The sequence below is a fragment of the Burkholderiales bacterium genome (genome assembly GCA_036262035.1).
Taxonomy (GTDB): Bacteria; Pseudomonadota; Gammaproteobacteria; order Burkholderiales; family SG8-41; genus JAQGMV01.
Map to the genome: position 1 here is coordinate 177240 of DATAJS010000009.1, position 13536 is coordinate 190775.

The 13536-nt window shown below is 66.9% G+C and carries 18 protein-coding genes and 1 tRNA gene; 17 read left to right on the top strand and 2 right to left on the bottom strand.

What is annotated here, in order from left to right; translation table 11 throughout:
- The first annotated feature begins 20 nt into the window (after positions 1 to 20).
- The 4 genes from VHP37_06815 to VHP37_06830 all read left to right on the top strand — a co-directional run bounded on the left by VHP37_06815 (position 21) and on the right by VHP37_06830 (position 3101).
- Positions 21 to 1379, top strand: a complete 1359-nt coding sequence (locus tag VHP37_06815) for a UDP-glucose/GDP-mannose dehydrogenase family protein (GenBank protein HEX2826040.1) — start codon at positions 21 to 23, stop codon at positions 1377 to 1379.
- Between the two features lie 87 nt (positions 1380 to 1466).
- Positions 1467 to 2051, top strand: coding sequence for a rhomboid family intramembrane serine protease (locus VHP37_06820; GenBank protein HEX2826041.1), 585 nt, complete (start codon positions 1467 to 1469; stop codon positions 2049 to 2051).
- Between the two features lie 130 nt (positions 2052 to 2181).
- Positions 2182 to 2655: a DUF1178 family protein gene (locus tag VHP37_06825; protein ID HEX2826042.1), complete on the top strand. Its 474-nt coding sequence runs from the start codon at positions 2182 to 2184 to the stop codon at positions 2653 to 2655.
- Positions 2655 to 3101, top strand: a complete 447-nt coding sequence (locus VHP37_06830) for a universal stress protein (protein HEX2826043.1) — start codon at positions 2655 to 2657, stop codon at positions 3099 to 3101. The genes VHP37_06825 and VHP37_06830 overlap by 1 nt, the downstream gene beginning before the upstream one ends.
- On the opposite strand, the gene VHP37_06835 is transcribed toward VHP37_06830, so the two are convergent.
- Positions 3102 to 4346: a pyridoxal-dependent decarboxylase, exosortase A system-associated gene (locus VHP37_06835; protein ID HEX2826044.1), complete on the bottom strand. Its 1245-nt coding sequence runs from the start codon at positions 4344 to 4346 to the stop codon at positions 3102 to 3104.
- Complete coding sequence (locus VHP37_06840) at positions 4339 to 5928, bottom strand: acyl-CoA ligase (AMP-forming), exosortase A system-associated (protein ID HEX2826045.1); 1590 nt, start codon at positions 5926 to 5928, stop codon at positions 4339 to 4341. Before VHP37_06840 ends, VHP37_06835 begins: the two co-directional genes overlap by 8 nt.
- Before the next feature lie 73 nt (positions 5929 to 6001).
- Between VHP37_06840 and VHP37_06845 the strand changes: the two genes are divergently transcribed.
- The 13 genes from VHP37_06845 (at position 6002) to VHP37_06905 (ending at position 13515) form a co-directional block, all read left to right on the top strand.
- The gene (locus tag VHP37_06845; protein ID HEX2826046.1) at positions 6002 to 6259 is read left to right on the top strand and encodes an acyl carrier protein; all 258 of its coding nucleotides are present in this window, start codon (positions 6002 to 6004) and stop codon (positions 6257 to 6259) included.
- Between the two features lie 61 nt (positions 6260 to 6320).
- Positions 6321 to 7076, top strand: coding sequence for a hydrolase 2, exosortase A system-associated (locus VHP37_06850; GenBank protein ID HEX2826047.1), 756 nt, complete (start codon positions 6321 to 6323; stop codon positions 7074 to 7076).
- Positions 7070 to 7933 carry a hydrolase 1, exosortase A system-associated gene (locus VHP37_06855; GenBank protein ID HEX2826048.1) on the top strand — a complete coding sequence of 288 codons (864 nt, stop codon included), beginning with the start codon at positions 7070 to 7072 and terminating at the stop codon, positions 7931 to 7933. The genes VHP37_06850 and VHP37_06855 overlap by 7 nt, the downstream gene beginning before the upstream one ends.
- A gap of 15 nt (positions 7934 to 7948) precedes the next feature.
- Positions 7949 to 8037, top strand: a tRNA-Leu gene (locus VHP37_06860).
- A 72-nt stretch (positions 8038 to 8109) separates the two neighbouring features.
- Entirely contained in the window at positions 8110 to 9183 is a 1074-nt protein-coding gene (locus VHP37_06865; protein HEX2826049.1) for a site-specific integrase, read from the top strand.
- The gene (locus tag VHP37_06870) at positions 9183 to 9899 is read left to right on the top strand and encodes a hypothetical protein (protein ID HEX2826050.1); all 717 of its coding nucleotides are present in this window, start codon (positions 9183 to 9185) and stop codon (positions 9897 to 9899) included. Before VHP37_06865 ends, VHP37_06870 begins: the two co-directional genes overlap by 1 nt.
- Before the next feature lie 850 nt (positions 9900 to 10749).
- A complete protein-coding gene (locus VHP37_06875) occupies positions 10750 to 10872 on the top strand; it encodes a hypothetical protein (protein HEX2826051.1) in 123 nt (40 codons plus the stop codon).
- Positions 10873 to 10879: 7 nt separating this feature from the next.
- Complete coding sequence (locus tag VHP37_06880) at positions 10880 to 11719, top strand: hypothetical protein (GenBank protein HEX2826052.1); 840 nt, start codon at positions 10880 to 10882, stop codon at positions 11717 to 11719.
- A 110-nt stretch (positions 11720 to 11829) separates the two neighbouring features.
- A complete protein-coding gene (locus VHP37_06885; protein HEX2826053.1) occupies positions 11830 to 12030 on the top strand; it encodes a hypothetical protein in 201 nt (66 codons plus the stop codon).
- Complete coding sequence (locus VHP37_06890) at positions 12027 to 12329, top strand: hypothetical protein (protein HEX2826054.1); 303 nt, start codon at positions 12027 to 12029, stop codon at positions 12327 to 12329. The genes VHP37_06885 and VHP37_06890 overlap by 4 nt, the downstream gene beginning before the upstream one ends.
- Before the next feature lie 54 nt (positions 12330 to 12383).
- Entirely contained in the window at positions 12384 to 13073 is a 690-nt protein-coding gene (locus VHP37_06895; GenBank protein ID HEX2826055.1) for a helix-turn-helix domain-containing protein, read from the top strand.
- Entirely contained in the window at positions 13070 to 13330 is a 261-nt protein-coding gene (locus tag VHP37_06900) for a hypothetical protein (protein ID HEX2826056.1), read from the top strand. The genes VHP37_06895 and VHP37_06900 overlap by 4 nt, the downstream gene beginning before the upstream one ends.
- Positions 13327 to 13515: a hypothetical protein gene (locus VHP37_06905; GenBank protein HEX2826057.1), complete on the top strand. Its 189-nt coding sequence runs from the start codon at positions 13327 to 13329 to the stop codon at positions 13513 to 13515. Before VHP37_06900 ends, VHP37_06905 begins: the two co-directional genes overlap by 4 nt.
- Positions 13516 to 13536 lie beyond the last annotated feature (21 nt).

The following is a 13536-nucleotide window of genomic DNA, read 5'->3' on the forward strand; positions in this document are numbered from 1 at the left end:
TTCAATCCCCCGAAAGACACATGAAGATCACGATCGTTGGCGCGGGCTATGTAGGGCTCGTCACCGCCGCCGGATTTGCGGAAATGGGCAATACCGTGCTGTGCGTGGAGTCCGATGCCTCCAAATTGCGCATGCTGGAATCGGGCATCGTTCCAATCCACGAGCCCGGTCTCGACGGGCTGCTGGCGAGCAATGCGAAGGCGGGGCGGCTCCTGTTCAGCGGATCGCTCCCGCGGGCCGCCGAGGACTGCCAGATCTTCTTCATCGCGGTCGGCACGCCGCCGCGCGAGGACGGCTCGCCCGACATGTCGTACGTGCACGGCGTGGCGAAGGAGATCGGACAGGCGATCAAGGGCTACGCGCTGGTGATCACCAAATCCACCGTGCCCGTCGGCACTGCCGACCAGGTGCGCAGCATCGTCGAGGGGGAGCTTGCGGCGCGCGGCGCGCGGTTCGACTTCGACGTCGTCAGCAACCCCGAATTCCTCAAGGAAGGCGCCGCGGTCAAGGATTTCATGACTCCCGAGCGCGTCATCCTCGGCGTCGAAAGCGAGCGCGCCGAGACGATGCTGCGCAAGCTCTATGCGCCTTTCGTGCGCAGCCACGACCGCATCCAGGTGATGCGGCCGCGCGAGGCCGAAATGACGAAATACGCCTCGAACGCGCTGCTCGCGACCAAGATCTCGTTCATGAACGAGATCGCGGAGCTCTGCGACGAGCTCGACGTGGACATCGAGCGCGTCCGCGCCGGGGTCGGCGCGGACTCCCGCATCGGCTACGCGTTTCTATATGCGGGCTGCGGCTACGGCGGCTCGTGCTTCCCCAAGGACGTCAAGGCGCTCATCCATACCGCCAAGGGCATCAAGACCGACGCCGGGATCCTCGAGGCGGTCGAGCACCGCAACGCGCGCCAGAAGCGCAGGCTCTACGACAAGGTGGTCGCGCGCTTCGGCGCGAACCTGAAGGGCCGCACCTTCGCGGTCTGGGGCCTCGCGTTCAAACCCGACACCGACGACGTGCGCGAAGCCTCGTCGCTCACCACGATCGAGCTCCTGATCGACGCCGGCGCGAAGGTGCGCGCGTTCGACCCGATCGCCATCGACAACGTGAGGAAATCGGTCCCGGCCGAGTGGATCGAGAGCCGCCAGCTCACGTTCTGCACCGAAGCCTACGAAGCGCTCGAAGGCGCCGACGCGATGCTGCTCGTCACCGAGTGGAAGCAGTTCAGGAATCCCGACTTCGACGCGATCAAGACGAAGCTGCGCGCGCCGGTGATCTTCGACGGGCGCAACCAGTACGATCCCGCGGACCTGACGGCGCTGGGCTTCGAGTACTACGGCATCGGACGCGGCCGCAAACCCGAGAGCGCGCACGCCTAAACAGCGCAAGCATCCGGGCCGCCGGCGCGAGTCCGGCGGCCGCGGGCGCCCGGCTCGGCCGGGCGCTGCTTTCTGCTAACGCCCCCCATGGCCCCAGTCACCCAATCGCTGCTCATCGCGAACATCGCCGTCTACCTCCTGCAATCGGTGGTGGGCGGGCCGCTGTTCGATTATTTCGCGCTGTGGCCGCTCGACTCAGGTTTTGCGCCCTGGCAGGTCGTCACCTACAGCTTCCTGCACGACCCGACGAGCTTCACGCACATCCTGTTCAACATGCTGGCGCTGTACATGTTCGGCTCGGACATCGAGCGCGTGTTCGGGCCGCGGCGGATGCTGGCGTACTACCTGGTCTGCGTCGTCACTGCGGCGGTCGCGCAGCTCACGGTGTCATGGGTGATGCACTCGCCGCCGTATCCGACGGTCGGCGCTTCCGGCGGCGTCTTCGGGCTGCTGCTCGCATTCGGCATGTACTTCCCGCGCCGCACGCTCATGCTCATCTTCCCGCCGATCCCGATGCCGGCGTGGCTGTTCGTCACGCTGTACGGGGCGATCGAGCTCTTCCTCGGCGTGACCGGCACGCAGCAGGGCGTCGCGCATTTCGCCCACCTGGGCGGCATGCTCGGCGGTTTCCTGATGATCCGTCACTGGCGGTCGGGATCGCGCTGGCGGTAGAACCGCCGGGTAGTGTGGTTTTGGCGCGGCCTCACCACAAAATGTTGAGGCCGGGCAGTATTGCCGTGCCGGCATTTTGTGGAAGACGTCCTTTGTGGCATCATCCAACGGGGTGCTGAAAGGATAAAAGGTGATCGTCTACAACCTGGGGTGTTCGAACGAACATCGCTTCGAAGGCTGGTTTGCGTCCGCCGACGACTATGCGCGGCAGACCCAGTCGAAGCTGCTCGTGTGCCCGATGTGCGGCGACGAGCGCGTATCGCGCCTGCCTCACGCGTCGTACGTGAGCAAGGGCTCGGCGGAGCGCGCGCCGAGCGCGCAGGCGTCCAAGGCGCCGGCCGCCGCGCCGAAAAAGGGCAGTCCGCAGTACTACGCCAATCTCGGCGCCGAGCTTCTCCAGACCGTCATGGAGAAAGTGCTCGAGAACACCGAAGACGTCGGCCGTGCCTTCCCCGAGGAAGCGCGCAAGATCCATTACAAGGAAGCGCCGGAACGCCACATCCGCGGCACCGCGAGCACCAAGGAAGTCGAAGCCCTGCGCGACGAAGGCATCGAAGTCGTCGCGCTGCCGGTCCCGCCGCACCGCATGGGCAAGACGCACTGATGTTCAAGCACATCCTGCTGCCGACCGACGGTTCCAAGCTGTCCGATCGCGCGGTCGCCCGCGGCATCGAGCTCGCCAAAGCGGTCGGCGCGCGGGTCACCGCGATGCACGCCATCCCCGAGTTCCGCATCATGGCCGACGAGAGCTTCGTGCTCCCCACGACCATGGACATCAAGAAGCGCTACGAGAAGGAAGCCCGCGCGCGCACCGAGAAGATGCTCGCGAAGATCACCGAGCGCGCCAAGGAAGCGGGTGTGAAGGCGGACTCGGTGTGCGTCATGGGCGACGTCGCCTACGAAGCGATCATCGAAGCGTGCAAGAAGCAGAAGTGCGACGTCATCGTCATGGCTTCGCACGGACGCCGCGGCGTCTCGGGCCTGCTGCTCGGCAGCGAGACCTCCAAAGTGCTCACGCACTCCAAAGTCCCGGTCCTCGTCGTTCGTTAGCTAGACGAGCAGCTCCACCGGCGCGGGATGACCGAGGAACGCGGTCGGGCTCGCGGTGAGCCCGTAAGCGCCCGACTGGAAGATCGCCACCAGATCGCCTTCGCGCGCTGCCGCGAGATCCATGCGATCGGCGAGCAGATCGAGCGGCGTGCACAGCGGGCCGACCACCGACGCGCTTTCCCGTTTGTCGCCTTTCACCCGGTTGCCGATCGTCACCGGATAGTTTTTGCGGATGACCTGCCCGAAGTTGCCGCTCGCGGACAGGTGGTGGTGCATGCCGCCGTCGGTGATCAGGAACACCTGGCCGCGCGAGACCTTGCGCTCGATCACGCGGCACACGTACAGGCCGGCTTCGCCGACGATGTAGCGCCCGAGCTCGACGACCAGCGCCGCGCCGGGCAGGGCGTCGGCGACGCGCGCTTGTAGCGTGCGCAGGTTCTCGCCGATCGGCGCGATGTCGAGCGGCTCGTCGCCCGGGAAGTACGGGATGCCCAGCCCGCCGCCGATGTTGAGCGTGCGCACTTTGGCGCTGCCCGCCAGTCGCAGGGCGAGCTCGACCGCGCTCGTCTGCGCTTCGCAGATCGCGTCGGCGCGCAGGTTCTGCGAGCCGGTGAAGATGTGGAAACCTTCGAACGCGAGCCCGCGCTCGCGGATCGCTTCGAGCGCCTGCGGGATCGCCTCGGCGTCGATGCCGAACTGCTTGGGACCGCCGCCCATGCGCATGCCCGAGGCCTTGAGCTCGAAATCGGGATTCACGCGCAGCGCGACCCGCGCCGGCACGCCGAGCTCGCTGGACGCGCGGGCGAGGGCGTCGATCTCACGCAGCGACTCGACGTTCACGAGGATGCCGCTGGCGACCGCCTGGAAAAGCTCGGTGTCGCTCTTGCCCGGACCGGCGAAGCTCACTTCCGCAGGGGACATGCCCGCGTCGAGCGCGATCCTGAGCTCGCCGCCGGAAGCGACGTCGAGGCCGTCGACCCCGCGCGCGACGTGGCAGACCAGCGCCGGCATCGGGTTCGCCTTGATCGCGTAGTGCAGCTTCACCTCGCGGGGAAAGTGCGTGCGCAGGTGCGCGATGCGCGCATCGATCACGGCGCGGTCGTAGACGTAGAACGGCGTGCGTCCCGCGCGCGCCGCGAGGCGCGCGAGCGGCACGCCGCCGACGACCAGACCGTCGTCGACGACCGGCCAGCGATCCTGGCTTGCGTGTCTCGGCGCGTTCACCGGTGAGGTTCGGTCATTCATAGAGCGACGCAAACTCGGTCGCGAGGCGCTTGCGGTCGATCTTGCCGTTCGCGTTGCGCGGGAGCGGCCCTTCGCGCACGTCGATCTTCGCAGGCGCCATGTACGCGGGCAATCGGCTGCGGCACGCGCCGAGCAGCGCCGTCGCATCGAGCGCCGCGCCGTTGCGCGGCGTGGCGACGACGACCACCGCCTGTCCCAGCGTGGGATGGGACACGCCGAAAGCCGCCGCTTCGCCGACGAGCGCCGTCGCGTAGATCGCTTCCTCGATCTCGGTCGGGCTCACGCGATAACCCGAAGTCTTGATCATCTCGTCGCGGCGCCCCACGAAATAGAGGAATCCGTCCTCGTCGGCACGCACGGTGTCCCCGGAAAATACCGCGGTCTCGGGCAGGACGACGCCGGCTTCGCGGCTCGCCGCTCCGGGCGGCAGCGGCCTGAAGCGCTCGGCGGTCTTCTCCGGATCGTTCCAGTAGCCGAGCGCGACGAGCGCGCCGCGCTGCACCAGCTCGCCCGGCTCGTTCGGCGCGCACGGTGTGCCGTCCTCGCGCAGCACCAGCACTTCGGCATTCGGTATCGCCTTGCCGATCGAATCCGGACGCGCGTCGACTTCCGAAGGCGGCAGGTACGTGGCGCGAAACGCTTCGGTGAGACCGTACATGAGATACGGCTTGGCTCCAGGCAGGATCGCGCGCAACCGCGAGAGCGTGTCGCGAGGCATGCGCCCGCCGGTGTTCGCGAAGTAGCGCAGGTGCTCCGCGATCGACTCCGGCCACGCCAGCTGCGTGAGCTGGATGTAGAGCGGCGGCACCGCCGTCAGGCCGGTGACGCGCTCGCGCGCCATGGTGTTGAGGAGATCGCGCGGGAGCAGGTAGTTGAGCAGCACCACGCGCGCACCGGCGTGGAACGCGGTTGTGAGCTGCGAGAAGCCGGCGTCGAACGATAGCGGCAGCGCCGCGAGCAGCGTGTCGGCGGCGGTGTTCTCGAGATACGACGCGACGCTCTTGGCGCCCGTCACCATGTTGCGGTGGGAGAGCACGACGCCCTTCGGCTTGCCGGTGCTGCCCGAGGTGTAGAGGATCGCGGCGACGTCGCTGTCGATCACGCGATGGCCGGGACGCGCAGCGGCGGAGCAGAGCGCGCCCCAGCGGTGCACCGCGTACGTGCGGGATGCCGGCGGCTGCGCATCGCCGACGAGCACGAGGTGCGCGAGATCGGGACACGCCTCGAGCGTCTCGGCGAGCATCGCGGCGCGCTCGGGCGAGGTGACGAGCACGCGCACGTTGCAGTCGCGCAGGATGTGGCCGACCTGGTCGGGCTTGAGCAGCGGGTTGACCGGCACGAAGACGCCGCCCGCGGCGGTCGCGCCGAAGGCAGCGGCGACGGTCTCGACGCGCTTGTCGAGATAGATGCCGACGCGCGCCGCACGGGCGAGCCCGAGCTCGGCCAGGCCCGCCGCGAACGCATACAGCGCGGCCGCGAGATCGGCGTAGGTGGTCGATTGGGTTTGGCAGGTAAGTGCGATATGCTGCGGCCTCCGTTCGGCGGATGCGAGCGGCAGCTCGTGCAGCAGAGTGGTATCCATAGGTTGCAATGATAGCGAACGTTTGCGCCCGGCCACGAGGCAGTTCGGCGCCTTCGCGGGACGAGGAACAGAATTGGACGTACAGCAGGAAGTGACGAAGGTCCTTGCGGAAGTGCTGCATCTCGAGGGGCGCGCGGCGGGGCTCCGCAGGGAATCGCCGCTGCTCGGCGCGCTGCCCGAGCTCGATTCGATCGCGGTCGTCGGCGTGATCACCACGCTCGAAGAGCGCTTCGGTTTCACGGTCGAGGACGACGAGCTCGACGGCTCGAACTTCGCGACCGTCGGCGCTCTCTCCGACTTCGTCAGCGGTAAGCTCGAAACTGCACGCTAGCGCTCAAACGCCCGGGCTGGAGACGTTCTTCCTGCCGCTGGAGAGCGGCACGCGTTTCTGCCTGCTGCATGGCCCTGCAAGCGCGAAGCCTCGCGGCGCGATCCTGTACGTCCATCCGTTCGCCGAAGAGATGAATCGCTGCCGCCGCATGGCCGCGCTGCAGTCGCGCGCGCTCGCACGGCAGGGGTGGCGGGTGATGCAGATCGACCTTTTCGGCTGCGGCGACAGCGCGGGCGAATTCGGCGAGTCGACGTGGCGCGCGTGGCGCGACGACGTGTCGCAAGCGCTGCGTTGGCTGCGCGAGCGCAGCGGCACGGCGCCGATCCTGTGGGGGCTGCGCATCGGCGCGCTGCTCGCGGCCGAGGCTGCCAAAGACGCCGAGACCGGAGGGCTCGTGTTCTGGCAGCCGGTGCTCTCGGGCAAACAGTTTCTCCAGCAGTTCCTGCGGCTCAAGGCCGCCGGCGAGATGGTCCAGCAGAGCGATCGCGAGCGCACCGGCACGCGTGCGCTCCGCGAGCAGTTGGGCCGCGGCGAAGCGGTCGAGATCGCGGGTTACAGCGTGGGGCCCGAGCTCGCGATTCCGCTCGAGGGCGCCGAGCTCGAACCGCCCTCGGCCGCGTCGCGCGTGCTGTGGCTGGAAGTCGCGGCGAGTGCCGAGCTCTCGCCGGCATCGCGCACACGCATCGAGCGCTGGCAGGCCGCCGGACATCGCGTCGACGCACGCGCCGTCGAAGGGCCGCAGTTCTGGCAGACCCTCAACATCACCGAGGCGCCCGCGCTCGTCGAGGCGACGAGCGCCGCACTCGGTACGTGGTGACCCTGGCGTACGAAGAACGCGCACTCACGTTCGAGTGCGCCGGCGAGCGGCTCGTCGGCATCGTCGCCGCGCCGCATGACGCGCGGGTCGGCCTCGTGATCGTCGTCGGCGGGCCGCAGTACCGCGCCGGCAGCCATCGACAATACGTGCTCCTGGCGCGCCGCCTGGCGAGCGCCGGTGTGGCCGTGATGCGGTTCGATTACCGCGGCCTCGGCGACGCGACGGGCGCGATGATCCCGTTCGAAGAAGCGGTCGCCGACGTCGCCGCGGCCATGGACGCGTTCGCCGCCGCGTGTCCGTCGCTCGAGCGCATCGTCCTGTGGGGACTGTGCGACGCCGCGTCGCTCGCGCTGCTCTACTGGCACGCGACGCGCGATCGGCGCGTCGCCGGCCTGGTCCTCGCCGATCCGTGGATCACGTCGGAGCAGGAGTTCGCTCAAAGCCAGGCGCGTCATTACCTCGCGCGGCCTTTCCAGCTCGCTTTCTGGAAGAAACTCGTCAGCGGCGGCGTCGACGTCAAAGGCGCACTCGCCGACGTCAAGTCGGTGCTCGGCACGCTCGCCCGGCGCGGATCGGGAGCAGCCGCGGCCGCAGCCCCGTTCCAGCAGCGCATGTCGCAGGGCCTCGCGGACTTTCACGATCCCGTGCTGCTCGTGCTCTCCGGCGACCTGACCGCGCGCGACTTCAGGCAGTACTGCGAGACGCACGCCGAGTGGCAGAACCTCATCGCCCGCGATAACGTCGCACACGGTAACATTCCGGACGCGAATCACACGTTCGCCGGCGCCGCGGCGCGCGGCGAGGTCGAAAGACTGACGGCGGAATGGCTCGCCGCGAATGTGACGGGCCGTTCGTAACATCGCAGCCCTCCAGCCCGGATGGTGAAATTGGTAGACACAAGGGACTTAAAATCCCTGACCCTTAACCGGGTGTGCCGGTTCGAGTCCGGCTCCGGGCACCAAAAAACAAGGACTTACGCATAACGCGGGATCCTCGGTTGACGTTCGCGGGACGCTGATGGGACACTGAACCCATGGCGATCATCGAGACCCGAAAGCAGCACGACGGCACGCTCAGCTACCGCGCGCGCGTGCGCCTGAAAGGGCATCCCGAGCACTCGCAGACTTTCACGCGCAAGACCGACGCGCGCGACTGGGCTCAGCAGATCGAGGCGACGCTGCGCCGAGGGCGCCAGCTCCCGACCGCTGAAGCTTCGCGGCGCACGGTCGCCGAGATGATCGACCGGTTCACGACGCAGTCGCTGCCACGCCGGGCGCGCAACAAGGACGCGGTGAAGACGTCCGCGCTGCTGACTTGGTGGCGGGAGCGCATCGGCGACGTCGCGATCGTGCACGTCACGCCCGCGCTCATCGCGGAGTGCCGCGACGAGCTGCTCGCCGGCAAGACCACACGCGGCGGCCTGCGCACGCCCGCGACGGTGAACCGCTACCTCGCCGCGATATCGGCGTGCTTCCGCGAAGCCATACGCGAGTGGCACTGGCTCGAGCAGTCCCCGATGCCAGCGGTCAGCCGTGGCGCCGAGCACCCGGGCGTCGTGCGCTTCCTATCGGAGGATGAAAGAGACCGCCTGCTGCGCGCTACGGCTTCGCACGGCGCGCCGTGGCTGCGTCCGCTCGTCATGCTGGCCCTCGCCACCGGCGCGCGCCGCGGCGAGCTCCTCGGGCTGCGCTGGGCCGACGTCGACCTCGAGCGCGGCATGGTCACCTTCCACATCACGAAGAACCGCGAGCGCCGGTCGGTGCCGGTCGCCGGATCCGCGCTTACCGTGCTGCGCACGTGGGCCGATGCGCGCCGCGCCGACGACGATCGCGTCTTCCCCGGGCCGCTTCCGACCCTGCCACTGAACATCGAGAATGCGTGGCGCGACGCGCTGGCGACGGCGGACGTGCGCGACTTCCGGTTCCACGACCTTCGGCACAGCGCCGCCTCGTATCTCGCGATGAGCGGCGCGACCGCGCCCGAGATCGCCGCAGTGCTCGGGCACAAGACGCTGGCGATGGTGAAGCGCTATGCTCACCTCGGCGAGCAGCACACCGCTGCCGTGGTCGAGCGCATGGTGAACAAGTTTCTTCCGGCGAACGACTGATGGCCAAGCCGAAGAGCGGTCGCTGCGTGCACTGTCTCGCGACGGTCGACGCGATCACCGACGATCACCTGTTCCCGCGCGCGTGGTATCCGGCGGTGATGCCGCACACGCTCGAGAAATGGACCGTTCCGGCCTGCCGCGCGTGCAATCACGAGTACGGGAGGATCGAGGAAGATTTGCTCCTTCGCTTCGCAGCATGCTTGAACCCAGACGGTCCTGCGACCGAGCGCATCCTGATGACGGTCCGGAACTCCATGGACCACAAACGCGCGACGAGCCGACTTGACGCGTTGAAGCGAATCAAGAAGCGTCGGCGCTTCGAAAAGCTCATCAAGCCGGTCGAACAAGCGACCGACCTCCGACGAGTTCCCGAGATTGGCCCCGTTCAACCAAAGGACCGATTCGCGATAGTCGTCAGCGCCGCGTCGATCCGGCGCTTCGTCGAAAAGCTTGTGAGGGGCACCGTTTATCTCACAGAGAATCGGTATATCGAAACCGGGCGCATCGGCGTCTCGATGATGGAACCAGAGCGCGCGGCAGAGGTGCAAGAGTTGCTCGAGCAGTTCGGAGAGCTCCACGAGCGAGGCCGCGCCATTCGTATTCGGAAGGCGGTCGCTGCCGAAGCGCCGAGGGACCCGATCTTTGTGTTCGACCTTTGGGATCAGTTTCGCGTCTATGCTTACGTCGAGGACGAGCTGCGCGAGAGCGGGCGATGATGATGAATGGGGAGGCGAAATGAGCGTGATGCCCGTTGCAGTAGCCATCGCGTGGCTGGCGATCACCGCGGCAGCGAGTGTGTCCGAGGCGGCGGAGCCTTCGATCGTTATATCTGATGGCAATAGCTTGCTCCGCGTGTGCCAGGAAGCGGTCGACGGGGTCAATAATCCTCGGGAGAAATTGGGCGAAAGCGACGCCGTACGGCGAGGCGCTTACACAATCGCGTGCGCGAACTTTCTGCAGGGCGTTACTCAGACGAACATCTTGTTCCACCCAGGTCCGACGGCAGCACCGACACCGTGCCTGCCGGAGAATGGCGTCTCTAATAGCCAAGCAGCGCGGATTGTCGTGAGGTTCTTGCAGGCAAACCCTGAGCAGCTTCACCAAGCAGCCGTGATTAACGCAATCCTCGCTCTGGACTCGGCATTTCCTTGTCCCAAAACCAAGGGCCGCCGCTGAGAAATAGAGGAGGTTTGCAAGGCCGATCTGATCGGCGAACACTGGGCCCGAGCGCGATGCGCGAACATCGCGAGCGGCTGACCTCAACGCAGCATCACTGGAGCTGACGCCATGACGCACGTCCCGTAAGCCTTCGGCGCTTCCCGCAGTTTCCGACGTTCCATTCGAAACCCAGCGGAGTGAGGCGGCCGGCGGGCCTGCGCGAACAGGACACCGCCGACCTAACCGCCGCGCCCGCGATCTCACTGGAAGATCACGACCATGACGGCTACCAACGATTCTACAGTTTCACCTTCTGCCGCACATTCAGTCCCCGGGCATAGGACATACACGATCCCCAGCAAGACGATCGACGACGCAGCGTGCGCCCTCGAGGGCCTCGCTGCAATCGTGCGTCTCGTCGCCCAGCAGCTCACCGACATGACGGACGAGGATGCCGCGCTGCTCAGCGTCGCGGCCTCGCTCGACCATCTCCGCGAGCACCTCGGGGAATATGTCGAGGTGCCACGCTGAGCGAGGTATGATCGACTCACCCCAGCGCAGCCGCGACGGCGGCGGTGCGGCACCCTCGGGCCGCACCAGCGCTGGTTCTTCTCCCGAGGATGCGCGAGGGCGCGACATGGCGGCCGATCCGCCGAGCCACACGACTGAAGAAGACGTCGCGGACGCCTATGAGCAGGAACAGGCGCTTTGGCGAAACCTGTACGACACCGAGCGTTCGCCCATCTGGTACTCGGCTGAACTGGCGCGCGCACGCGGGTTCGCCGCGATGGTTACGCGCAGAGCGATCGACATCGTGGCGAAAGAGGGCCTCCCGATCATTGAAGCGATCCAAGTCGCGCGGTCATGGCACTACACGAACTCGGCATATTCGTGGATCGAACTCGACCTGCGTTATGGCCTCGCAGGTGACGAGATCGTCGACCCGCGCTTTGCGCGCCTGCTGGCCGCCTGCCACGTCCTGACGCATCGAGGGACGTTGCGCGACGCGCTGGCGGCTGGGAACGAGGCCAGACTATGGCGCGAGCTGCACTGGATCACCCGCCACGGCGGCACGATCTTGCGCGCCGATCAGGTGCTTTCGGTCGAAGGCGACCAGTCCGAGAAAGGGCGTGAGCTTGCCGATGCGCGGTGGGGCTGGACGCGCGCATTGAAGTTGAAGGCGGTCGATCTATTCCAAGCCGGCGGTTACACGAAAGCCGCCGTAGCGGCGCGCGACATCCATCCTGAACTCGAGCGATTGTGCCTCGAGCATGAGCGCGAGACTGGCGAGACCGCAGAGCGCGTCAGCCTCGAAACCGTCCGCGACTGGTTGCGCAAGCACATCCAGAGCGTCCGAAAAGCCACGTCCGAAAAATAAATAAGTGGGGTATGCGCGCATAACGTAGGGTATGCGGCGCATACCCCACTTGAACTTCGGCGTGCACTGTTCAGAATCGCCCTCGGTTGTTTAGATGAAGAGGGCGACGAATGGAAACCCACCACACGATCAAATCGTTTTCCGAGAAGCATCCCGCATACACCCCGGGCGCCGTTCGGTGTCTGATCTTCAAGCGCGGCAAGAAGCTTGAGGAGCAAGGAGCGATCTACCGGCGGGGCGCCCGTGTTGTCATCGTCGAGGAGCGATTCCTCGAGGTGATGAAGCGCGACGATGCCGCGGTGTCTGCTTGAATCGCGCGCAGCGTCGCGCCGCCGAGAACGCCCCGCCCGACACTCGGCTCGCCGAGCTCGAGCAGCGCGTGCGCGCGATGGATGCGCAGCTGTTGACGTGCTCGGCCGAGATCCTCGCGCTGAAGCAGCAACTCACGAGTCCCGCGGCCGATCTCCTCATGGCGCAGTTCGAGAAGATCGGCGTCGAGATCGTCGCGCGCATGGCTGCGGGCACGCCGCTTCCAGCCAATGCGGACAGCTGGGGCAAGTTCATCGCGGACACGCTGGACGGTGCCCGCGCGACTCCGGAGAGTCGCTGATCGTGCCGAACATTGCCGCGGCGCCAGCGATTCAGCTCAGGCGCCGGTGACGGCATGGCATCCGACTCGCTCAAACGGTTTCGCTTCGAATGGGAGCGGCGTATCTGCGCACCTGGCGGACCTCGCAGGCCGCCGACGCGTCACGTCTGCCTCACATTGGCGACGCACTGGAATCAACGCTCGACTGAGATTTGCGTGTCGTTCGAGACGCTCGCGATCGAGACCGGCATGAACGAGAAAGCGGTCCGCACCCATATCCGGCATGCGATCGACGAAGGCTGGTTGATGCGCTGGATGCGCGGCAACGGACGCGGCTGGAAGGTCAGCGTCTATGGGCTGTCGTTTCCGGCCGATGGTGCGGGCTGTAGTTCCGGACCTCATGCGACCATGGTCCGGGCCGACGTTCCGCACCAACACGGCGATGGTCCGGGCCCTGCTACCGGACCAAGCGCCGATGGTGCGGGCCCTACGCCCGGACCTTCCGACGGAATTCCATCCGACGCACTTGGTCCGGGCTTTCGGTCCGATGGTCCGGGCTTTCAGTCCGTTGGTCCGGGTCGTCAGTCCTCCATGGTCCGGGCCGACGACCCAACTAACATGGTTTTGAACACAGAATTAACACGTACAAGCAACACGGGCGCCGTTGGCGCCGCGCCCGCCGAAGGCGAAGAGCGACACGGCAAGCCCGATGCGGCAGAGCTGGCACGCGGCCTCGCCCGCAAGTTCGCGCGAGGTGTGCAGTGACCGGCACATTCGGCAAGCCGACCAAGCGAGCAATCAATCGCGCCCTGAAGGAAACGGCCAAGCTCGTCGGCATGACGCCGCGCGAACGCGCCGTCGACAGGCTCGAGCGAGCGAAGCGCGCGTTCTCGAACGCTGCGGCGGCAGCGCTTCAGAACACGCCCGGCGCTGCCGGGATGGCCGACGTCGCGATGAAGGAAGTCGAGCGCGCACGTGCAGCCCTCGCAGCGCTCGACGCAGCAGCGGAGCCGAAGCCGTGAAGCGCCTCGAGAGCCTGACCCAGTGCAGCGAGCCAGGGTGCACGCGCTTCTCGCTCTACGCGAAGTGCTTCCTCCATCGACGCGCGCCGGACGTGCGCACGATCAGCCGCGGCGAGCTCGCACGACGCGCGCGTGAGGATGCCGAGCGGCGCGATCCGCTTTTCAACGCCGAGGAGCAGAGCTGATGACCGAGGGTAGGGGTGGGG